We start from the raw sequence: 21,695 nt of genomic DNA on the forward strand, positions 1-21,695 counted from the left end.
TGCGCCGGCGAGGTCACGCCGACGCACCGGCACGGGTGCTGTTACGCCGCCGCGCCGGAGTTGCGCCGACGGCCGGCCAGCACGCCGTAGGCGACGCCCGCCGCACCGACGACGATGCCGACGATGCCGAGGACCCGGGCGGTGGTGTCACTGCCGTCGCCGGAGCCGGAGTCCGACGAGGAGGCGTCGGCGGCGGTGTTCTGCGCGGCCGCCTCGGTGTCGTCGGCCTTCGCGTCCGAGGAGCCGGACGAGCCGTGGGCGTCGTCCTCGGCCGCGGACAGCTTGAGCACGGGTGCCGGGGTGTCGGGCTCGTCCTGACCCTCCTGCGGCACCTCGATCCAGCGCACGACCTCCTTGTTGGAGTACGTCTGGATCGCCTTGAACACCAGCTGGTCGGCGTCCTCGGGCAGCGCGCCGACGGAGACCGGGAACTTCTGGAAGTAACCGGGCTCGACACCCTTGCCGTCGGCGGTCCAGGTCACCTTGGTGACGACCTCGGTGATCTGCTTGCCGTGCGACTCCAGCGGCTTGGCCGGCTTGGCCTTGGTGACCTCGGCCTTCCAGCCCGGCACCGGCTGCGGCATCACGGACGCCAGCGGGTGGTCGGTGGGGAAGCTGACCTCCAGCTTGGTGGTGGAGGCGTTGTCGCGCTCGTTGGGGACCTTGAAGTCGACGACCGCGTAGCCGCCCTTGGCGGCCGTGCCCTCCGGCTGCACGCTGACGTGCGCGAAGGCGGGGGCGGACAGGGCGAGGACGGCGATGCCGGACACGGCGCCGGCGGCGGCGATACGGGAAGCCTTCATGGACGGAGTACTCCGCTTCGTGTGGACACCGGCGCTGGGCCGGTGCCGGGTGACAGGAGGGATGCGCGCACGCGCGCGTGCCGCACGACGGCGGCCCCTCCCGGGGAAGCGGGACGGCGGTCGCGTCGTGTCAGGCGGCGAGGGCGAACCCGTCACTCGGCGGACCGCGCCTGATGACCGTGTGCTGGAGCGCGGTGGTACGGGGCCTGGGCGGCACCCACAGGGCGGGGCGCGGCGGACGCGGGCCGGTACCGGGAGCCCCGGCCAGCCCGGCGTGCAGGGCGCGCACCAGGAAGAGCGCGGCGCGCAGTGCGCGTACGAGCGCCGCTTCGGCCACGGAGTGGGCCGAGTGCGCCGACAGCTCGACGAGCCGGGCCAGCGCCAGGTCACCGCGCCGCAGCAGCCACCCGGCGGCCAGGGCCGCGAGGACGTGACCGAGCAGCATCGGCAGGGACGGCAGCAGCGAGGCGGAGGTACCGGCGGTGGACAGGGCGTCGGCCGGGTGGTGCGCCGCGCCGGTGTGGGCGTCGGGGGCGATCCGCGCGTCGGTGAGGATGCGCTGGGCCTGGGTCGGGCTGATCGCCGCCGCGGTGGTCCCGCAGACGAGCCGTGCGGCCTGCTGGACCAGTGAGGCGTCGGACAGTGCGCCCGCCCCGCCGCCGGAGGCCGTGACCGGGGTGGCGACGGCGGTGCCGTGCTGGCCCAGCCCGAACAGGGCGTGCAGGGCGGTCTGTCCGAGGGTGAGCAGCGCCACGATGCCGGCCAGCGAGCGCCGGCGTCCGGCGAGCGGCACGGCGACCAGGACCGCCCCGAGGAATCCCGCGCCCAGCGACCACAGCGGAACGGTGGCGCAGGAGGCGAGGGTGTGCCCCGCCGCGGCCAGCACGACGCAGACCGCGGCGAACACCGCGGCCCGCAGGATCCGGAGATCGTTCCCGGAGCGCGCCGTTGGCGGGTGGGGGGCAGTCATGGCGGGCTCATCATCGCACTCACGGCCCACGCCCCGTACGGCAGGTCCACAAGATGCCGTACGGCCGGAAGGCGAGGAACAGTACTGAAGGTCACCTTCTGTCACGAGCCGTCCCGCATACACCGTTCGGCGGCGGCGACGCATCCGCCAGATGAGCGGTGTCACGGGCGCAGCGCGCTTACGTCCGGGCGTGAGGGGCAATACGTATCGGTATGTCGAGCCGCGGCCAGGAGGCTGGAGCATGAGCATCTGGTGGTCACTCCATTTGCGGCGCGAGGCTGCGAGCGTGCCCCTGGCCCGCCGGCTGCTGATCGGCACCATGGAGACCGCGGGCGTCGACCCCGACATCTCCTTCGACCTCTCCGTCGCGCTGAGCGAGGCCTGTGCCAACGCCGTCGAGCACGGCGGGAACGACGGGAACGGCGGCCCCGTCGAGGCGTACCGCGTCACGGCCTACCTGGACGGCGAACGGTGCCGTATCGAGGTGGCCGACACCGGCCCCGGTTTCCCCGCCGCCCCTCCGGACGGACCGCAGGGCGTGGCCCGTCAGGCGCATCCGGAGGCGGAGAGCGGTCGCGGCCTGCGCCTCATCCGGGAACTCGCCGACCACGTCCACATCGGCGGTGCGCCGGGGTACGCCGGCGCCGTGGTGAGCTTCGACAAGATCCTCAAGTGGCGCGAGAACGCCCCGCTCGTGGCGGTGTGACGAGCGGGCCCGAGCACGCGGAGGGACCGAGCACGCCGACGGCCGGGCACCCGCGTGGATGCCCGGCCGTCGCACGGAGGGTCAGCCCTTGAGCGCGGCCATCCACTCCTCGACCTCGTCCGACCGGCGTGGCAGAGCGGCGGACAGGTTCCGGTTGCCGTCGGCGGTGACGAGGATGTCGTCCTCGATGCGCACGCCGATGCCCCGGTACTCCTCGGGCACGGTCAGGTCGTCGGCCTGGAAGTACAGGCCCGGCTCGACGGTGAGCACCATGCCGGGCTCCAGCGTGCCGTCGACGTACGACTCGACGCGCGCGGCGGCGCAGTCGTGGACGTCCATGCCGAGCATGTGACCGGTGCCGTGCAGCGTCCAGCGGCGCTGGAGGCCCAGCTCCAGCACGCGCTCGACGGGGCCCTCGACCAGGCCCCACTCGACGAGCCGCTCGGCCAGCACGCGCTGGGAGGCGTCGTGGAAGTCGCGGTACTTGGCGCCCGGCCTGACCGCCGCGATGCCGGCCTCCTGGGCGTCGTACACGGCGTCGTAGATCTTCTTCTGCAGCTCGCTGTAGCGGCCGTTGATCGGCAGGGTGCGCGTCACGTCGGCGGTGTAGTACGTGTGCGTCTCCACGCCGGCGTCGAGCAGCAGCAGGTCGCCGGAGCGGACCGGCCCGTCGTTGCGGACCCAGTGCAGGGTGCAGGCGTGCGGTCCCGCGGCGCAGATCGAGCCGTAGCCCACGTCGTTGCCCTCGACGCGGGCGCGGAGGAAGAAGGTGCCCTCGATGTAGCGCTCGCTGGTCGCCTCGGCCTTGTCGAGGACCTTCACGACGTCCTCGAAGCCGCGCACGGTGGAGTCGACGGCCTTCTGCAGCTCGCCGACCTCGAACTCGTCCTTGACCAGGCGGGCCTCGGACAGGAAGACGCGCAGTTCCTCGTCGCGCTCGGCGGTGACCTTGTCGGTCAGGGCCGCCTCGAGTCCGGCGTCGTAGCCGCGCACGACGCGCACCGGGCCGGTGGCCTCGCGCAGGCTGTCGGCCAGTTCGCGGACGTCGGAGGCGGGAATGCCGTACAGCTTGCCGGCCTCGGTGAGGGAGTGGCGGCGGCCGACCCACAGCTCGCCCTGCCCGTTCAGCCAGAACTCGCCGTTCTCCCGGTCCGAGCGCGGCAGGAGGTAGATCGTCGCGGTGTGGCCCTCGCCCTCGGGCTCCAGGACCAGGACGCCGTCCTCGGTCTGGTTGCCGGTCAGGTACGCGTACTCGACCGAGGCGCGGAAGGGGTACTCCGTGTCGTTCGAGCGGGTCTTCAGGTTGCCCGCGGGGATCACCAGGCGCTCGCCGGGGAAGCGGGCGGACAGCGCGGCGCGGCGGGCGGCGGTCTCGGCGGCCTGGGCGACCGGCTCCAGGTCGTGCAGTTCCGTGTCGGCCCAGCCGGACTGCATGTTCTCGGCCAGCTCGTCGGACACGCCCGGGTACAGCCCGTTCTTGCGCTGCTTGATCGGCTCCTCGGTCTCGTCCGGGTTCTCCGGGGTGAGCTCCTCCGCCACGGTCATCCTCCTAGGTACGGCACTGGACCACCCCCATCGTACGGTCGTACGGAAGGGGGCCCAGGGCCGAAGGGCCTGTTACACGGAGGCACCACCGTCCGCTATGCGTGACGCGAGGGGTGCCGGTGCCCTGCGGATGCCCGTTATTCGAACCTGACCGCCAGCAGAACGACGTCCTCCTCGGAGTCCGCCTCCGCCCTGCCGCCGGGCAGCACGGTGCGCAGGACGTGCTCGACGACCGCGTCCGGGTCGTGGCGCGCGGCCCGGGGTACGCCGGCCGCCGCCGCGTGCAGCCGGGCGAAGGCGCGGTCGGCCGGGTCGCCGGTGCGCTGCAGCAGTCCGTCGGTGTAGAGCAGAACCGTCTCTCCGGGTTCGGCCTGCAGCTCCACGCTGGGCGCCTCCCAGCAGGCGAGCATGCCGAGCGGCGCGGAGACGGATGTCTCGACGAACTCCGTGCGCCGCTCCCCGATCAGCAGGGGCGGGCTGTGCCCGGCGCCGGCCAGGGTGATCCGGTGCAGCGCGGGCTCGCAGTAGCCGAACAGTGCGGTGGCCGAGCGGGCCGGCTCGGTGAGCCGCAGCAGCAGCTCCAGGTCGGACAGGACGGCGACCGGATCCTCGCCCTCCATCACGGCGTACGCCCTGAGCGAGGCACGCAGCCGTCCCATCGCGGCGACCGCGCTGGGCCCCGACCCGGTGACGGAGCCGACGGCGAGGCCGAGGGCGGCGTCCGGCAGCGGCAGCGCGTCGTACCAGTCGCCCCCGCCGCGCGGGCCGGTGCGGTGCCGGGCGGCGAGCTGTACGCCGGGCACCCGGGGGAGGCGGGAGGGCAGCAGTTCCTCGGCCATGGTCGCCATGGCGGTGCGGGTGCGCTCGACCTCCAGGAGGCGGGTCAGGTGCTGCGCGGCGTAGCGGACGTACAGACCGGCGAGGTGGCGCTGTCGTTCTCCGGGTTCGGCGGGCTCGTCGTAGAGCCAGACGGCGGCGCCGAGGCGCGCGGTGCCCTCGGCGCGGACGGGGAGGGCGTAGCTCGCGGCGTAGCCGAGGCGGGCGGCGACCTCGCGGTGGCGGGGGTCGAGGGTCTTCTCGGCGAGCAGGTCGGGTTCGGCGATGCCGCCCTCGTCGACCGGCGGTCCGTCCAGGATCCGCCCGTAGGACAGGGCGCTGCGGGGCACGGTCTCGATGTGGCCGAGGTCGGCGCGGGCGAGGCCGAGGCCGGCGGTGGTGTCGGGGCCGAGTCCGTCGGCCGGTTCCAGGACGACCAGCCCGCGCCGGGCGCCGACCAGGGCGGCGCCGGCGCGCAGCAGTTCCTGGAGGCCGTCGGCGAGGGTGCCCGTGCGGACCAGGCGTTCGGTCAGTTCGTGCAGGGTAGTGAGGTCCGAGACCCAGCCGGCGAGCCGGTCCTGGAGCAGGGCGCCGGGGGCACCCGGGGGGCCTGAGGCGTCGGTGACGGCCGCGGCGTCCGTAGTGGGGGATTCGGCCGCCGGCGAGGTGCCCGCGGCGGCGGACGCGACAGTGTGTGCGGGGGACGGAACCGTTGAATCGATTCCGGCCACTTTCGCTGGGTGCGGGGCGTTCATGGCGTTCGGCCTTTCGACCGGCGCTTACTGCTCAAAAGCATCGCAAACCCCCATGTCATTCTGCGCCGCTAGCAGTGTCTCCACATGTACACGCACTCGTAAGGGGATGTCCAGCATTGTCCTGCCGGGATTCCTGGTGTCCATGGGGTGGGAGCGGCCTCCTTCCCGACCCCTTGCGGAAAAGCGAAATTGGCTTGAAACTGCCCCAGAGGACGGCTTGTTGCGGTCGACTGGGGGTGCTTCACGGAGCGTCACAGCGGTCGTGATGGGTACGTACTCGGAGAAGGCCAGGGGTGGTTGGGGGCCACCTGGAACCTGGTGACGGACCCGGGCGTCCTATCCACCGACGACCGTGCCCCATCCTCCCGTGGCGGAGGCGGAGAGAAATACGCGCGACGGCAAAACGCCAGACTTCGCCACCCCCGCGCCACGCCCATGCTTTTGACAGACGCAGGGGCCGGACCGTCACGGACGCAGTCAGTGCTCGACCCACAGGGGTTTCCCTTGCCCTTGGCGGAGGTGTTCCCCGGGGAATCCCCGTGGGGGTGTCCCTCGGCAGGGGTGTGATGCGCCACCAGCAACGCACAGCGAAGTGATCGACACATGGTGTGAAGAGACCACGGTGTTGCCAGGCGTGCAACGGAAAGGAACGAGCGCTCATGCGCGAGATCCTCGGAAGGCGACGCAGGCTCCTGTCCCAGCACGACGACGGGCAGCCTGAGCTGATCGGCGCGGCCCTGACCTACGCGACACAATGGCGGTGGCCCGTACTCCCGGGTGCGTCGGCGGACCCGCGGTCGCGGTCGCGGTGCGCCTGTCCCGACCCCGAGTGCACGGTGCCGGGTGCCCACCCCTTCGACCCCGGTCTCCTCGCGGCGACCACCGACTCCCGCATGGTGCGCTGGTGGTGGACCAACCGGCCGACGGCCCCGATCGTCCTGGCCACCGGGGGCACCGCTCCGTGCGCCGTCTCCCTGCCCGCCCTGCCGGCCGCCCACGCCCTCGCCGCGCTCGACCGCGCCGGGCTGCGGCTCGGCCCGGTCGTCGCCTCGCCCACCCGCTGGTCGCTGCTGGTCAGGCCGTACTCCATGGAGCAGTTGGGCGAGCTGCTCTACGCCAAGGACTTCGTCCCCGGCTCCCTGCGCTTCCACGGCGAGGGCGGCTATCTCCCGCTGCCCCCGTCCGAGACCGGCGCCGGCACCGTCCGCTGGGAGCGGGCGCCGCTGCCCGGCTCCGCCGCGCCCTGGGTGCCGGACGTGGAGGCCGTGGTGGACGCGGTGGTCGACGCCCTCACTCGTAAGGGTGTGAGCGCGCCCGAGTTGTAGGGGTGTCCGGCGCGCGCCGGGGCCGCGCCCGCTCTCGGTCGTTATCGTCCGCCCCATGCCGCTTCATGCAGGGGAGCACCGCGTCGTCGGGCCGTACCGCCCCGGGTCACGCCGCGGCGGGCCGGACCGTCGCCGGCTCCGTCTGTACGGGCTCGTGGGTGTCGTGGTGTGCGCGGTCGTACTGCCGTTCGCCGTGGCGTCCGCGGGGCCCTCGGGCGACGGGGGCGGGGAGGCTCCGGTGACCGTGCCGCTCCTCGCGCGCGGCGGTGACGGAAAGGCGCCCGCGTCGGAGGCGGAACCGGGCACCCGGTCCGGGACCGAGGTGGCATCCGGGTCCGGAAACGGGGCCGGATCTGACCCCGGGTACGGGTCCGGGGCCGGAACCGGGGGCGGAGAAGCCGACCGGGCCGAGCCGGGGACCGCGCCCGCCCGTTCGCCGCTGCCGCCCGGTCCCGCACTGGCAGCGCGCTGCGGCCCCGAACTCACCTCTCCCGCAGGCGTCGAGGCGCAGACCTGCGTCCTGGCCAGGGGCGCGGAGACCTGGGCGCGGACCTACTACCGCAATGTCACCGGCGGCCCGCTCGAGTCCGTCCTGAGCCTCATCGGGCCCGACGGGCGCAGTGTGCGGGCGCGCTGCGAGGTGGGCGCCGAGGACGCGCCGGGCACCTGCGAGACGCCGCCGGACACCGGGGGCGGACTCGTGGGGTACTCCGCGATCGCGGAGTTCGCACGCCGGGCCGGATACGGGCCGCTGCTGCTGCGTGCCGGGAGCGGCGGCGACGGCGATGCCAATTCACCTGCCGGAACGGCCAGTTGACGGCCGACTGCGGTGAGTGCACGACTCGGCGCACGGAAAGACCCGGTTGCTGGCGACGGGGGATGCACCAGCAACCGGGCTACTGGAACGGTAACAAGAGATCGGCGGTTAGCAAATTCGATCTATTGCTTTCCGGTCACCGACTGGCCTGTCTCGACGGGGAGTTGTGACCGGAGTCACGCGTTCGGAGGGCACCGCTCCGGCTGACCGACCGGTCAGCCGGAGCGGTCTCGGCGGCCTGGGGCTCAGCTGAGCGTGACCTGCCGGTTGGTCAGACCGCCGCGCGCCCGGCGCTCGTCGTGCGTGAGCGGAGCGGCCGTGGCCAGGGCCTCGGCGAGCCGCTCGGCGAACTCCGCGGCCGGCTTCTCGACGTCCTGCGCGGTGATCTCGCTCGGCAGGTCCCACACCGGCACGGTGAGCCCGTGGGCGCGGAAGGAGCCGACGAGGCGGGTGCCCTCGCCGAGGGACGACCGGCCCGCGGCGTGCAGCCGGGCGAGTGCGTCCAGAAGCCGCTCCTCCTCGTGCGGCATGACCCAGCGCAGGTGGTTCTTGTCCGGCGTCTCGCACCAGTACGCGGCGTCGACGCCCTGCAGCCGGACGGTCGGGATGGCCGCGGCGTTGGCCCGCTCCAGGGAGGCGGTGACGTCCGGCGTGGCGTTGTCCGGGTCCGGCACCCAGAACTCGAAGCCGGAGTGCACCTCCGGCTCGAACGCGCCCTCGGGGGCGAGCAGGTCCTGCAGCCGGGGACCGTCGGCCGGCGCGCGGCGCCCCTGCACCGGGGTGCCCGGCTCGGCGGTCAGCGCCCGCGTGAGGGTGTCGGCGAGGTCGCGGCTGATGTCGCCCGACGCCGTGTCGTTCTGCAGGCCGAGCAGGACCGAGCCGTCGTCGCGGCGCAGCGCGGGCCAGGCCATCGGCAGCACCGTGGCCAGCGTGACGGAGGGGACGCCCTCGGGCAGGCCGTCCCGCAGGGTCAGCCCGACCGTGGCCGCCGGCACCAGCTCCCGCAGCGCCACCCAGTCGCACTCACCGGCCAGCCCCTCGAACGGGCGCTGCACCAGCGCGGTCGTGGCCTGCGCGGCGGTGCGGCCGTGGCAGGCCTTGTACCGGCGGCCGCTGCCGCAGGGGCAGGGCTCGCGGGCGCCGACGACCGGGACCTCGGCATCGTCGAGCTGGGGCCGCTTGGCCTTCGTCTGGGGTCGCTTCTTGGCCATCGTGGGTGTCTCCCGGTTACGGCTCTACTCGTACGGGCGCGAGCCTAGCCGTTCCGGCCCCGGCCGACGGGACGCTGTGGACAACGGGCGGCCTGTGGACAACTCGCCCCGGCCGGACCCGTACACGCGGCCGACGGGCCGGCCCGGGTGCCGACGGGATCGGGTCAGACCGTGAACCGGCTGCCCGGGTCGGGCCGTGAGGGGGGCGGCGCAGACGGTGAACCGACTGGGCCCGGGGGCGGCGCAGACGGTGAACCGACTGGGCCCAGACCGCGAACCGGAGCGCCCCCATCGGTGCAGGCGGCGAACCGGGTCGGCCCGAGCCGTCGACACGGACCGGCTCCAAACCCTGGCCAAGCCGTCGATACGGCCTGGCCCAAGCCGGTGAACCGGCTCTCCGCACGCCTTGAACCGGCTCCGCCCACTCCCGGAAGCAAGGTCCGACCCGGGCCACGGAGCTGCAGGCCGGTGCCCAGTCAGCCCAGGTCCTCGAAGGCGTCCGCGAAGTCCAGGCCGGGGATCTCCGAGACCGCCGGTGCCGAGATCCGGGCGGCGAAGTCGTCCCGCCGATGCCCGGCGTCCGGGTCGTGCACGTCGTCGTGGACGACGACCCAGACCGTGACCTCTCCGCGGGCGTCGTCCCGCACGCCCCAGTCGTCGGCGAGCGCCGTGATGATGTTGAGCCCGCGGCCGCCGTGCGCGGTGACCGAGGGGGTCGCCGGAGCCGGGCGGGTCGGGCCGCCGCCGTCCGTGACCTCCACGAGGAGCCGGCCGCCCGCGTCCACCTGCCACGCGGCACGGACGTCGCCGTCCCCGGCCAGGGCGTCGCCCAGCGGCCGGCCGTGCTTGCACGCATTGCTCAACAGTTCGGAAAGGACCAGTACGGCGTCGTCGATGACCGATTCCGCGACGCCGCCCCTGCGCAACTGATCACGCATGCGATGTCTTGCTTCCCCCACGCCCGCAGGGCCATGGGGCACGGCCATGCTCGACGACGTGGGCACCTCCTGTGCCACCACCAACGCCACCCCCGAGACCTCCTTCGCCCCACGCCACGGTGTGGATGCCCCATCGCCCAGAGCCGGAAACCGGCCGATCCCCGCACGGTGACGCATTCGACACGGTCGAACACGCACCGAACGCGCCGGAGCACTCCCTGTAGTCGCACGGCTGGAATTGGCCGGTGGGGCCGAGACCGGAGAATGGGGCAGTCGGGCAGTCGGGCAGTCGGGCAGTCGGCCAGCCGGGCAGCCGGGTCAAGGGCTGCGGACGCATCGGCGGCCCGAGTGATCGACGGCTCGGTGGCCGGGGTGGCAGGGGCGGCGACGGCTCAGCGCCCCAGGTGGTCCAGGACGGCGCGCGGCCGGTTGGTGATGATGGCGTCGACGCCCAGACCGGCGCAGAGGTCCACGTCGGCGGTCTCGTTCACCGTCCACACGTGCACTTGGTGACCGGCTCGCTTCAGGCGCTCGATGTACGCGGGGTGATTGCGTACGATCCGGATCGAGGGTCCCGCGATGCGGACACCCGCGGGCAGCCGACCGTCGCGCAGCCGGGGCGAGACGAACTGCATCAGGTAGACCGTCGGCAGCGTCGGCGACGCGGCCCGCACCCGGTGCAGCGACCGGGCCGAGAAGCTCATCACCCGCACCGGGGACTCCTCGGCCGAGGCCGGGGCGTCGAGTCCGAACCGCTTCAGGAGCAGCAGCAGCCGCTCCTCCACCTGCCCCGCCCAGCGGGTGGGGTGCTTGGTCTCGATGGCCAGTTCCACCCGCCGTCCCGCGTCGGCGACCAGTTGGAGCAGCCGTTCCAGGGTCAGTACGGAGGTCTCCTCCCGGTCCTCGGGGCGGTGCTCCCAGTCGGGCTGCTCGTCGCGCGTGCGCCAGAACTCCCGGGTCCGGCGGGCGCCGAAGTCCAGGGCGGCGAGGTCGGCGAGCTCCAGCGCGGACACCGCGCCGCGGCCGTTCGACGTACGGTTGACGCGCCAGTCGTGGACGCAGACGAGATGGCCGTCGGCGGTCAGGCGGACATCGCATTCGAGGGCGTCCGCCCCGTCCTCGATCGCCTTCCGGTACGCGGCCAGGGTGTGCTCCGGCGCCTCCTCGGAGGCGCCGCGGTGGGCGACGACCTGAATCCGGTGCTGTCGTGCGTGGGTCACCGCGTCATGGTGCCACCGCGGGCGGGTAGACGTGCCATCGGCGGAATCGACAAGGTGTCCGTTTAGTCTTGGATAACCCATGTAAAGGACAGTCGGGGACCCACAGCAACCGCTTATGGTGCTCTGACGGCCCGTGGGAAAAGCTGATGGCATACAAAATCACCGGCCCATCCGCGTCGCGCCGGACCGTGGAGCAGCGCGTGAGCGTGGCTGAGCGCGACCAGAATGAGCGACAACCAGCCATGGAACGAGGAGAGAAGCTGTGAGCACCGAGAACGAGGGCACCGCGGTACCCCCGGCCCCGTCCGCACCTCCCGTGCCGGTGGATGCTCCCGCTTCCTCCGCCCAGCCTCCCGCGCCGCCCGCCTCCCACCAGGCCCCCGCGTCCACCCCCGGGGCCCCGGCGGCTCCCCCCGCCCAGGCCCCGGTGCCTCAGGACCAGGCGCCCCAGGGCGGCGAGGTCCCCACGGGGTCCACGGCTCCCGACTCCTCCTGGCCCCCGCCCCCGCCGCCGGGCACCCCGGCCCAGACCCCGGCGTACGGCGGAGGCGGCGACAACGGTTACGACAACGGCTACGGCGGCTTCGGCGGCGGCTCCGGAGACGGGGCCGGTGGCGGTGGTGGAGCGGGCGGCTGGGGGGCCTCGTACCAGCAGCCCGCCCCGAAACCGGGCCGCGGCCGGGGCGGTCTGGTCGCCGGCGTCCTGATCGCGGCGCTGGTCGCGGGCGGCCTGGGCGGCGGTCTCGGCTACACCCTGGCCAAGAACAACGACGGGAGCGGCTCCACCACGGTCTCCGCCTCCGACACCGGCGGCTCCGTCAAGCGCGACGCGGGCACCGTGGCAGGCGTGGCCGCCAAGGCGCTGCCCAGCACGGTCACCATCCAGGCCGAGGGGAGCAACGGCGAGGGCGGCACCGGCACCGGGTTCGTCTTCGACAAGGAAGGCCACATCGTCACCAACAACCACGTGGTGGCGGAGGCGGTCGACGGCGGCAAGCTCAGCGCGACCTTCCCCGACGGCAAGAAGTACGACGCCGAAGTGGTCGGCCACGCCCAGGGCTACGACGTGGCGGTCATCAAACTCGAGAACGCCCCCTCGGACCTGAACCCGCTCGCCCTGGGCGACTCCGACAAGGTCGCCGTGGGCGACTCGACGATCGCCATCGGCGCCCCGTTCGGCCTGTCCAACACGGTGACCACGGGCATCATCAGCGCCAAGAACCGCCCCGTGGCCTCCAGCGACGGCAGCGCCGACAGCAAGGCGTCGTACATGAGCGCCCTGCAGACCGACGCGTCGATCAACCCGGGCAACTCCGGCGGCCCGCTGCTGGACGCGCAGGGCAACGTCATCGGGATCAACTCCGCGATCCAGTCGACCGGCAACGGCGGCTTCGGCACCGGCCAGGCCGGCTCCATCGGCCTGGGCTTCGCGATCCCGGTCAACCAGGCGAAGTTCGTCGCCCAGCAGCTGATCGAGAACGGCAAGCCGGTCTACGCGAAGATCGGTGCTTCGGTCTCCCTGGAGGAGACGACGAACGGCGCCAAGCTGACCGAGCAGGGCGTCGGCGGCTCCGACCCGGTCGAGAAGGGCGGCCCCGCCGACGACGCGGGTCTCAAGCCCGGCGACGTCATCACCAAGCTCGACGACCGGGTCATCGACAGCGGCCCGACCCTGATCGGCGAGATCTGGACCCACAAGCCCGGCGACGAGGTCACGGTCACCTACGAGCGCGGCGGCAAGCAGCACACCACCGAGGTCACCCTGGGCTCGAAGGTCGGCGACGACTGATCCCGCGTCCCGCACCCGCACGACCCACCCACTTCGCCACCGGCACCGGCCGGTGGCGAAGTGCGTCGGTCGCGGGGTCACCTGCCGCCAAGCGACCCGACCGACTCAGACGCGACTCTGACGCCGACGCAGACGCCGGCTCAGACGCCGGCTCAAATGACGAGGACCCGGCGCCCGCGCGTGTGACCGGCCTGGCTGTCGACGTGGGCCGCCGCGGCGTCGGCGAGTGAGTACGACTTCTCCACCGGGATGTGGAGTCGGCCCCGCGAGATCAGGTCGACCGCCTCGGCGAGCGCCGCCGGCACGCTTCCGGCCACGCCGGAGAACCGCACACCGAACTCGGGCGCCCCGAGATCGGCGATGGTGACGACCCTTTCCGGCCCCCCGGTCAGCTCGACGAGCTCGCGGATCACCCCCGAGCCGGCCAGATCGAGAGCGGCGTCGACAGGGCCGAGCAGCCGCACCCGCTCGACCCAGCCCTCGCCGTACGTGGTGGCCAGGGCGCCAAGTCCGCGCAGATACTCCTGATTTGCTGCACCGGCCGTACCGATCACCCGGATCCCGCGGTCCCGGGCGATCTGCAGCACCGCCGACCCGACTCCGCCCGACGCACCGCTGACCAGAAGCGTCTGCCCGGCCCGCACACCGACCTCGCGAATGACGCGCAGCGCGGTCTCCACCACGGAGGGGTACCCGGCCGCCTCTTCGAACGTCAGCCCCTCGGGCATCCGGGCCCAGGCCCCGAGCACGGCGAACTCGGCGTAGGTGCTGGTCCCCTCGCCGAACACCCGGTCACCGACCTCGACCCCCTCGACACCTTCACCGACCTCGTCCACGACCCCGGCGGCGTCGAGCCCGACCCCCGAGGGCAACTCGACCGGGTGGGCCCCGAGAACCTGCCCCTCCCTGACCCTCCAGTCGACGGGGTTCACACCTGCCGCCCGCACGGCGATGCGTATCCGGCCGGGGCCCGCATGGGGCTCCTCGGCGTCGACGAGTTGCAGAACATCCGGACCGCCGAACTCGGCGAAGCTCACTTTCTTCATGCACCCGAACGTAACACTAACAGATAGCTTTTCATAACAGTTATTGTTTAGTACCTGCTAGCCTGCGGCCCATGACCGTGCAGCAGTCGGGCCGCCGCGAGCGCAAAAAGGCCGCGACCCGCCAGAAGATCGCCGACACCGCGCTGCGGCTCTTCCTGGAACGCGGGTACGACGCGGTGGGCATCCGTGACGTGGCCGCCGAGGCCGACGTGGCCGTCACCACGCTCTTCTCCCACTTCGCCTCGAAAGAGGCCCTGGTGTTCGAGCAGGACGAGGACTTCGAGCAACGCCTCACACAGGCGGTCACCGGCCGCTCGCCGCAGGAGCCGCTCATCCCGGCGCTGCGCCGCGAGATCCTGGCCCTGGTACGGCACTGCACCGCGGACAGCGCCGCCCCGATCCGGCGCATGATCGACGCGTCCCCCGCCCTGCGGAAGTACGACGAATCAATCCGCCTACGCCACGCGGAAGCCCTGGCCACAACCATTGCCGCCGACCCCGCCCTCACCCCCAGCGAAACCGCCGCCCGCACCATCGCGAGGTTCGTGATCGACGCCTACTCGCTGTCCCGAGAGTCCCCCGACCCGGAGGCCGCCCTGGACGAGATCTTCCCGATGATCGAGGCCGCCTGGGCAGCCGCCCGCCCGTGAGCCCCGCGCGGCGCACGGTGCCGGTAGGCTGTACCCGCTCCGTCCCTGGCGGGACAGCGCAGGGGTGGGTTGCCCGAGCGGCCTAAGGGAACGGTCTTGAAAACCGTCGTGGCGCGAGTCACCGTGGGTTCAAATCCCACACCCACCGCTGTGATTGACGGCCCCTGACCAGGCGTTACGGTCGGGGGCCGTCGTCGTGTGCGCTACCCGCCGAACACCGTCGTTCCCCGCGGTTTCCCGGTCGATCGGGCACGGGAGGGGCACGGCTGGGGCATGCCCTAAGGGGACCTCCCGCTTGGTTGCCTACGCCCGGCTGATCGGAATCTCGTACACGATCTCGCAGTGTGTGGCGGGCACCACGATGTCGGCCGTCTCGACCGGTCGCCCCTGGTCGCTGTAGTACGTCCGCCGGATGTGCGTGACGAGCGCGGCCTTCTGAATCCCGAGTAGCGATGCCTCCTCGGCGGTCGCCTGCCTGGGCTCGGGCTGCTCCACGGCGTGGCTGACGGTGATCCCGATGGCGGCCATCCGGTTCACGACGCCTGCCCCGGCGTGCGGCCCTCCCTCGGGGAGTACGACGAGAGTGCCGGCGGTGAGGTCGTACGGCTCCCAACTGGTTGAGAGCTGCACGGGCCTGCCGTCGGCGAGGAACTCATACGCGGTTCGGACACACAGCTCGCCCTCGGCGATACCGAGCCGGGCGGCGATTTCCGCCGGGGCCGGCACCTTGGCGTCGGTCCTGCTCTCCCAGTCGCCCTGCCTGCCGACGGCCTTCATGTCCGCTCGGAACGGCGACCCTTCGGGCTGCTCACGCGCGGACGACCGCACCACGCGCACGCGTTGCCGGGGCTCGGCGACGTAGGTGCCCGAACCGGTCCGACCTTCCAGCACGCCTTGGGAGATCAGCAGCTCTTGAGCCCTACGGACGACGTTCTCGCCTACGCCGAACTCCTGGCCGATCTGCGCGCGGGAGGGAAGCCGGTCCCCCGGTTCCCACGCGTGCTCCGCGATCCGCTGCCGTAGCTCGTCGGCGATGCGGAGATAGGGCGGTTGTTCAGGCATATGGAAAATCTAGTCCACTAGCTCTAATCTAGTTAACTAGCTTCACTCAAAGTGATCGCCGAGTGACGGAGGCTTTCCTGTGCCCGCTTCGCGAGTGAGCGCGGAGGCCATCGCCGCCCGGTTATCGGCGGTCGGGCTCACCACACGCGTGGAAGAGCGCGACCGGTGCACGTCGGTCGAGGCGGAGGTGCCGGAATCGCTTTCCGCCGAGTCATGGCGGGAGGTCCTGGAAGTGCTGGCGGAGGCCGATCGATTCGGGCTTCACGCCACCAGCTTGAACGGCCGCACCCTTTGGGCGGTCGTACGCAAAGCGGCCCCCACGACGGGCGATGTCGGGGGACCGAGCTATCAGCGATAGGAGCTGAGCAGCGTGCTCAACCGTATCCGCCGTGCCGTCTCGCTCGCCAGAGCGCGGTACTTCCCCAAGGGCAGGCACCGCCGAGCCTTAACGCCGTCCCGAACGGCTGTGGCGCCCCTTCCCGCACTCGCCGTAGAACCGCCGGCCGCCCCGGAATGGACGCCGGACACCACTGACCGCCTTCACCTGCTCCTGGGCGAGGACAACGTGCTCGTCCGTCCGTACGTGCTGGCCTGGGAGCGGCAGCGTGCACGCCAGCGCTCGGTGGTCGTGGCGCCGCGACTGCCGTCTGAGGCACTCTCGGCTTTGGCAGGTGTTCGCTGATGCCTGCTCGTCAACGCCTTCACGTTTCGGAAGCCGCGGCTGCTGCCTACCGGTCGGCCGCATGCCGGGTCGGCACTCACGCAATTTGTGTGGAAGCGTCGCCATCTCCTGCGCCGGTCGACCTGCCGGTGATCTACGAGACGTGCGCCTGCCCCTGCCACCCGGCGCCAGACCACTACACGCGACCGGCGGTGAAGCGGTGAGCAGCTGGGCGCCCGGGGGCGCGCTGGCGTCCAACGTCGAGATCACGGCGGCCACCGTTCTACGGGGCGACATCATCCAAGTCGGCGGTCGGGCATGCCGGGTGAGCGACCTCTTCCAGTTGCCCCAGGGCGCGAAGCAACTCCTGTTCGAGTCGGGGGAGCTGCTGACCATAAACGGGCGGACCCGGCTCGTCGCCGTGCGGATGACGAGAAGGCGGTGACGCAGTCCATGACGTCTCGCCGCCTCGTCGTCGCCAACGACCTCAGACGACAGATCACGACCGGCCGCCTCGGGCCTGGTGATCGACTCGCGTCTGAGTCCGCCCTAGCGGACCAGTACAAGGTCAGCACGGCGACACTGCGAAGCGCCCTCGCCGTACTCCAGGGTGAAGGCCTCGTCGAGAAGATCCACGGCAAGGGCAACTTCGTCCGCCGCCCGCTACGAAAGATCACGTACGTCGGTGGGTGGGGCACGCTGGATCCTCGGACTGCCGCAGACGTGGACCTGCGCGTGACAGTCCGCACTACGGCACTGCCCGCGCGGGGACACCTGACAGCGCTTCTGAAGGTGGATGAGGGGTACCCACTGACCGAATTCCTTCGGCTCAGCTACGAGGGAGAGTCTCCACACAGCCTGGCCCGCGTCTACGTACCGCGAGACCTGACACCGACCATGGCGCTCGGCGACCGATCCTCAAGAGCGTGGGCGGGGGCCAGTTTCGCTGTGCCGGACCCACCGCCGGCCGAGGTCCACGAGACGGTGTCCGCCCGACTCCCAACGTCGGATGAGGCGTCAACTCTGCGGATCAGCGCAGCCTTGGCCGTCCTGGCAATCACTCGTGTCGCGGCAGACAACACCGGGCGAGTCGTTGAAGCGGCTCTGCTCGTGTTCCCTGGGGACCGCGTCGACGCCGTCTTCAGCACCCACCACGTGATCGTAGAAGGGCAGGCGCACAGATGACGCCGCAGAACGAACTGCGACTCCTTCCATGGTCGAGCCCGGACGGCAAGGCCTGCTACCTGAGCACCGACGACAGCGGCGGCTACATGTCCCGCCTAGCGGACAACATCGAGGCGGCACAACTCGGGATGGCGGCTGAACTCGTGGAACAGGTTTCGACCAGACTCGGTGACCGGGATGCCGGCCCAGAGGACATGCGCCGCATGCTCGCAGAACTGACCGGAGCCCTGCGAGACGTGATCCGCGTGGCAACCAGCCGCGGTCACCTCAGGCCGTGAACGAACTGCAGTCCTGAAGAGGACCACGGTCAAGGTTGTACCTCAGGGGGCGCTCTTGCCAACACTCGGAAGTCCGTCTACTCATCACTGCTCCTGCTGAAGCGGGCCCGACGAAGCCCACGGCTCTGACCTGCTCAGATGCCGTGGGCCTCGTCGTTTTCGGCTGGCATCGGCCGACGCGGCAGGATGATCGAGTGCACTGCTCTGACCCTTGCAGGGTGCTGGCCCCGAGCTTTGAGAATTAGAAAGAATCAGGGATCCCATCCGGGCACGTGCCGCTACCCATAGCCTGCTCAAGCCTGTCAATATGTATCTGTTCTGAGGGGAGATCAGATGGTGGACCCAGTGGTCATCGGCGCGGTGGGACGAGTGGCAGCAGCAGCGGTGCAGAGGTCGTCTGCACCGGTCCGCGCCGACGTGGTGATTCCTGATGAATGGGATGAGGAAACAGACGAGAGGGGCGGACTGCTCCTCACTGATCTTCAAGGCAACCCGCTGACACTCCTGACCCAAGATCAAGTCGAACAGGTGCGCACATTTGTCGAATTGCCGGAATCGGCGGCTCTTCTGCAATTCATGCTTATCGCGAGACTTGGCTTCAGGGACCCAGAGGCTTTCGCGGATATCGCCGATGAGTACAAGGAGACATTTGAGATCAGAGCAGAGGAGTTCTGCTCCGAGAGGGGGTATATTTGGGCTGATTTGGCTGCGGATTTGTGGAACCTAATTGCATCCCACATGGGCAGCGTATTCCCTAGCGATAAGGCGCTATCTGTAATCAGTCACGATGAGATGCAACGTATCTCGACCTACATCGGGTCAACGGAGAAGATCGAGGGGCGGACTCGCTCAGCAAACATCGCTTTCAGAGAGATTGTGGACACTCTGGGAGACCCCGAAAGGTTCGCGAAGGCTAGAAACTGCCTGAATGACATCCGGATCGCTTCTGAGCAACACTACGCAGAACTGAATCTGGCACACGCAATTAGTCACTCTGTGGACAACTTTCGATTCGACTACGGGGCACTTTACGTGTCTCGTACGCTCAGGATGCACAACACCGAGCAACAACACAGCGACACTTTTCTAACTACACCCACTGGTCGACCCAGGTGTGTTGTCATCGGCAGTCCAGGTGTCGGCAAGAGTACGATGACTCAACATCTCGTCCACCAACTATCCAAGGATGACGACTCGCAGCACGCATACGCGGCTGTCGTCGTTGCCTGCAAGGACGTATCCAACAGTGACGGCAGTTCCTACATTCTGGGCGCTATTAGCAAGTCAATCAAGGAAAATCTCCAACTCGACGTCAGCGAACAAAGCCTCAATGATCTAGCCACATTGGGTCGCTGTTTCGTCATCTTTGATGGCATTGACGAAATTATCGATATCGCGCGACGTAGGCGATTCGTTCGCGTCATTGAGGCCTTCGCTGCAAGGTATCCGCTAATTCCGGTGCTAGTTACTGCTCGACGGGTTGGATACGGTAAGGCGCCTTTCAACGCTGAATTCTCCATTTTCGAGCTTGACGATTTTTCCGACGACCAAGTCGCCGAGTACACCCGTAAATGGTTCGAGGCGACAGAAAGGAGTACAGCGGAAAGGGAGGCCTTCCTTCGCGAGACGGAAAATGTCCCCGACGTGCGAACCAATCCGCTTATGCTCTCGCTTCTTTGCGCCTTGTATCGTGCGCGAGGGTACATTCCTCGAAACCGGCGAGAAGTTTACAAGGCCTGTGCGGACCTACTGTTCCAGCGATGGGACGCGATGCGCCACATTGAGCAGCCGGTTGATCACCGACAGTATGGCACCAGGCTTATGCAAGAGCTGGCTCTTTTCTTCCACAGGAGTCAGACAGCCCAGGCTGGCGTTCAAGAAAAGCAGCTAAGGAAGATAATTTCCCGATTCTTCACGGATACGGCCTCCGTAGACGAGCTTGACGCGGTTAATCGAGCTCAGGATTTCCTAGATTTCTGTGCCGATCGAGCCTGGCTGTTGACCTACCAGGGAACAGATGACCGTGACCAACGTCTATTTGGCTTCACTCATCGCACCTTTATGGAGTATTTCGCAGCAGAGGCAGTTGTCAGGAGATCCCGGTCGATCGAAGAGATCGTACTTGAAATCACGCGGGCATATGAGGCCGACGCAAGTTCCGTCTTGGCAGACGTTATTTTTCAGTGTGCAGACGACAAGTATGACGGGGGTGCTCGTGAGGTTGTATCTGCGCTCATGGATAAGGCGCGTGGGCTCGGATGGAAAAATGCACCAAAATACATCTCGCTGTGTCTACGCATAATGAATGCCGCGCCGCTTCCCCCGGCGTCAACGCAGCAAATATTTGACGCGCTCTTTCAGCATTGGGACGGCAGCCCTCCTGAATCAGATTATGTCACCGCCGTCGCGATCTTCGATCTCTACAGAGACCCTCGTAGTAGGTTCGTTTCCATCCTCCGCGAGCAGCCGGACCGTGCCAAGTCTGCACTGCTTCGCTGGGCTCGATTTTATTCTCGAAATGAAACCTCTATGTTCGACTCTGCCTGGAGTGAAGAAATGCTGAAAGTCGCCCGGGATCAGAGTTTCGCGAAGATTGATGACCCCGCGCTATTCGCCTATCTGATCGACAATGACGTAATCGATATTGATCAATTTGAGCGAATTCCCTCAGCGTGGCTGATGTACACGTACGCTTACGGTCACGTTACCCCTGGTCCAGTGTTCATGGATCTCAAGCGCCGGGTATGGGATCACACCGGGTTTGGCGAGGGGACTTTGGTCTCTCGGGTGCTTGACCGGAAACTCATCCCTGCGGCATTCCAGGCAGTGCCACTTTCGCCTGCTTGCAAGTTGTTCTCGTCGAGTCTCCCCTCTCTTGCTTCGCCTGAAGTGCTTGAATCGAGGGAAGGGAGAGATGATTACCATCTTATGCTGTGGCTCTGCTGCTTCCTTTACGAGGTGACTTCGCCTAGCTTCCATGAATTCCATGAGCTTGTCGACTTCGTGTATGGCAAAGAGTGGTTCGAGCGAGCTGTGTCTACCCGGCTTAATGGCGTAGGAGTATTGCTGCTCGACGCGGCGCAAACATTCTCGCATTCGGAACTCAAAGCGCTCGTGAAAGACGAGGTAGTGCCATCCTGGTTCCCTGCGTGGTGCTCCGGAGTTCGTTCATTCGTTGTGGAACTACCATGAACTGATGGTGCGATCAGAAAAGACCAAGGTCGGTGGAGCGGCTTTGGGCTGGAGCTGCTTTGGGGCGAGTGATCTTGGCCCCGTAAGCTGATGGCGAGTCGGGCAGTCTGTGGACCTGCCCGTTAAAGCACGACGTTGGGGCCAAGATCTTAGAGGCTCGCCCCAAAGTGGCTGCCTAAAGCCGTGGAGCCGACCGCCCCAGCCACACAGGGTGTCTCCCCGCTTCATGCCCGCAGCCGCCGAGCGCGCCGCCGGGCGCGGCCAGCCGGGGCGAAGACAGGAGGCGGGCCGCGCCGTAGAGGCGGCGCGCGCCCGCGCCGTGCGCGGGCCTTGATGAAGTAGGGAAAGTCTTATCCCGCTGGGATGAGGTGCTTGCCGTCGTGGCTTCGTACGTGGGGGCCGTTGCCGTCCAAGGCGTCCAGGAGCCTGATCGCGTAGACCTCGGCCATGCGGTCGCTGACCTCGGCGGGTGTGAGCCATGAGACGGCCGTTGACTCGCTGGAAGTGCGTTCGGTGCCGCCGGAGGGCTTGCAGCGGAAGACGAGGGCGACGATGCCTCGGGTGGTGTTCTTGTAGACGCCGGTGAGTTCGTCGACCTCGACGTGGAGGGTCTGTCAAACGAGCGGTGTAGCCAGGGTGGTTGGGGTTACTGGCGGGCCGCCGTCAGGCGGCCGTCGAAGGTGATGTCGAAGGCGTTCAGTGCGGTCTTCCAGCGCATGGTCCAGC

The 21,695-nt window shown here is 69.2% G+C and carries 19 protein-coding genes, 1 tRNA gene and 1 pseudogene; 11 read left to right on the plus strand and 10 right to left on the minus strand.

The features are described from left to right. Positions 1 to 41 precede the first annotated feature (41 nt). Positions 42 to 803, minus strand: coding sequence for a YcnI family protein (locus ACIQFU_RS35645; RefSeq protein ID WP_402557246.1), 762 nt, complete (start codon positions 801 to 803; stop codon positions 42 to 44). A gap of 130 nt (positions 804 to 933) precedes the next feature. Then, a complete protein-coding gene (locus ACIQFU_RS35650) occupies positions 934 to 1,773 on the minus strand; it encodes a hypothetical protein (RefSeq protein WP_402557247.1) in 840 nt (279 codons plus the stop codon). Positions 1,774 to 2,014: 241 nt separating this feature from the next. Between ACIQFU_RS35650 and ACIQFU_RS35655 the strand changes: the two genes are divergently transcribed. Then, entirely contained in the window at positions 2,015 to 2,479 is a 465-nt protein-coding gene (locus ACIQFU_RS35655; protein ID WP_402557248.1) for an ATP-binding protein, read from the plus strand. An 81-nt stretch (positions 2,480 to 2,560) separates the two neighbouring features. Here the strand turns inward: ACIQFU_RS35655 and ACIQFU_RS35660 are convergent, their stop codons facing one another. Next, the gene (locus tag ACIQFU_RS35660) at positions 2,561 to 4,018 is read right to left on the minus strand and encodes an aminopeptidase P family protein (protein WP_402557250.1); all 1,458 of its coding nucleotides are present in this window, start codon (positions 4,016 to 4,018) and stop codon (positions 2,561 to 2,563) included. Positions 4,019 to 4,161: 143 nt separating this feature from the next. After that, positions 4,162 to 5,595, minus strand: coding sequence for a PP2C family protein-serine/threonine phosphatase (locus ACIQFU_RS35665; RefSeq protein WP_402557252.1), 1,434 nt, complete (start codon positions 5,593 to 5,595; stop codon positions 4,162 to 4,164). A 659-nt stretch (positions 5,596 to 6,254) separates the two neighbouring features. Between ACIQFU_RS35665 and ACIQFU_RS35670 the strand changes: the two genes are divergently transcribed. Continuing rightward, on the plus strand, positions 6,255 to 6,920 hold the full coding sequence (locus ACIQFU_RS35670; protein WP_402557254.1) for a bifunctional DNA primase/polymerase: 666 nt from the start codon (positions 6,255 to 6,257) through the stop codon (positions 6,918 to 6,920). Positions 6,921 to 6,975: 55 nt separating this feature from the next. Beyond that, positions 6,976 to 7,737 carry a hypothetical protein gene (locus ACIQFU_RS35675; RefSeq protein ID WP_402557255.1) on the plus strand — a complete coding sequence of 254 codons (762 nt, stop codon included), beginning with the start codon at positions 6,976 to 6,978 and terminating at the stop codon, positions 7,735 to 7,737. Positions 7,738 to 7,982: 245 nt separating this feature from the next. Here the strand turns inward: ACIQFU_RS35675 and ACIQFU_RS35680 are convergent, their stop codons facing one another. The 3 genes from ACIQFU_RS35680 to ACIQFU_RS35690 form a co-directional block, all read right to left on the minus strand. Continuing rightward, positions 7,983 to 8,948 (minus strand): DUF5926 family protein, encoded by a 966-nt coding sequence (locus ACIQFU_RS35680; RefSeq protein ID WP_402557256.1) that lies wholly within the window; start codon positions 8,946 to 8,948, stop codon positions 7,983 to 7,985. 476 nt (positions 8,949 to 9,424) lie between these two features. Then, positions 9,425 to 10,063 (minus strand): ATP-binding protein, encoded by a 639-nt coding sequence (locus ACIQFU_RS35685; RefSeq protein WP_402557258.1) that lies wholly within the window; start codon positions 10,061 to 10,063, stop codon positions 9,425 to 9,427. Between the two features lie 215 nt (positions 10,064 to 10,278). Next, positions 10,279 to 11,106 (minus strand): glycerophosphodiester phosphodiesterase, encoded by an 828-nt coding sequence (locus ACIQFU_RS35690; RefSeq protein ID WP_402557259.1) that lies wholly within the window; start codon positions 11,104 to 11,106, stop codon positions 10,279 to 10,281. A gap of 262 nt (positions 11,107 to 11,368) precedes the next feature. Here ACIQFU_RS35690 and ACIQFU_RS35695 point away from each other — a divergent pair, with 262 nt between their 5' ends. Further along, positions 11,369 to 12,895 (plus strand): S1C family serine protease, encoded by a 1,527-nt coding sequence (locus ACIQFU_RS35695; protein ID WP_402557261.1) that lies wholly within the window; start codon positions 11,369 to 11,371, stop codon positions 12,893 to 12,895. A gap of 152 nt (positions 12,896 to 13,047) precedes the next feature. On the opposite strand, the gene ACIQFU_RS35700 is transcribed toward ACIQFU_RS35695, so the two are convergent. Continuing rightward, positions 13,048 to 13,941, minus strand: a complete 894-nt coding sequence (locus ACIQFU_RS35700; RefSeq protein WP_402557263.1) for an NADP-dependent oxidoreductase — start codon at positions 13,939 to 13,941, stop codon at positions 13,048 to 13,050. A 71-nt stretch (positions 13,942 to 14,012) separates the two neighbouring features. Here ACIQFU_RS35700 and ACIQFU_RS35705 point away from each other — a divergent pair, with 71 nt between their 5' ends. Together ACIQFU_RS35705 and ACIQFU_RS35710 are read left to right on the plus strand one after the other, a co-directional pair. Beyond that, a complete protein-coding gene (locus tag ACIQFU_RS35705; RefSeq protein WP_402557265.1) occupies positions 14,013 to 14,591 on the plus strand; it encodes a TetR/AcrR family transcriptional regulator in 579 nt (192 codons plus the stop codon). 63 nt (positions 14,592 to 14,654) lie between these two features. Next, positions 14,655 to 14,739: transfer RNA gene (locus tag ACIQFU_RS35710), tRNA-Ser, on the plus strand. A 155-nt stretch (positions 14,740 to 14,894) separates the two neighbouring features. Here ACIQFU_RS35710 and ACIQFU_RS35715 read toward each other — a convergent pair. After that, positions 14,895 to 15,653, minus strand: a complete 759-nt coding sequence (locus ACIQFU_RS35715; RefSeq protein ID WP_402557266.1) for a GntR family transcriptional regulator — start codon at positions 15,651 to 15,653, stop codon at positions 14,895 to 14,897. Positions 15,654 to 15,732: 79 nt separating this feature from the next. Here ACIQFU_RS35715 and ACIQFU_RS35720 point away from each other — a divergent pair, with 79 nt between their 5' ends. From ACIQFU_RS35720 to ACIQFU_RS35740, 5 genes are all read left to right on the plus strand, one after another. Further along, the gene (locus ACIQFU_RS35720; protein WP_121712652.1) at positions 15,733 to 16,011 is read left to right on the plus strand and encodes a hypothetical protein; all 279 of its coding nucleotides are present in this window, start codon (positions 15,733 to 15,735) and stop codon (positions 16,009 to 16,011) included. Between the two features lie 523 nt (positions 16,012 to 16,534). Further along, positions 16,535 to 16,759 (plus strand): hypothetical protein, encoded by a 225-nt coding sequence (locus ACIQFU_RS35725; RefSeq protein WP_031048504.1) that lies wholly within the window; start codon positions 16,535 to 16,537, stop codon positions 16,757 to 16,759. An 8-nt stretch (positions 16,760 to 16,767) separates the two neighbouring features. After that, complete coding sequence (locus ACIQFU_RS35730; RefSeq protein WP_402557272.1) at positions 16,768 to 17,499, plus strand: GntR family transcriptional regulator; 732 nt, start codon at positions 16,768 to 16,770, stop codon at positions 17,497 to 17,499. Then, on the plus strand, positions 17,496 to 17,777 hold the full coding sequence (locus ACIQFU_RS35735; protein WP_402557267.1) for a hypothetical protein: 282 nt from the start codon (positions 17,496 to 17,498) through the stop codon (positions 17,775 to 17,777). The genes ACIQFU_RS35730 and ACIQFU_RS35735 overlap by 4 nt, the downstream gene beginning before the upstream one ends. 369 nt (positions 17,778 to 18,146) lie before the next feature. Continuing rightward, positions 18,147 to 20,969, plus strand: coding sequence for an NACHT domain-containing protein (locus ACIQFU_RS35740; protein ID WP_402557268.1), 2,823 nt, complete (start codon positions 18,147 to 18,149; stop codon positions 20,967 to 20,969). A 350-nt stretch (positions 20,970 to 21,319) separates the two neighbouring features. Here ACIQFU_RS35740 and ACIQFU_RS35745 read toward each other — a convergent pair. After that, positions 21,320 to 21,577, minus strand: a pseudogene (locus ACIQFU_RS35745) (NUDIX hydrolase); the annotation flags it as partial. Positions 21,578 to 21,695 lie beyond the last annotated feature (118 nt).

Origin of the sequence: Streptomyces sp. NPDC093065 (assembly GCF_044754585.1) — a bacterium.
Classification (GTDB): Bacteria; Actinomycetota; Actinomycetes; order Streptomycetales; family Streptomycetaceae; genus Streptomyces.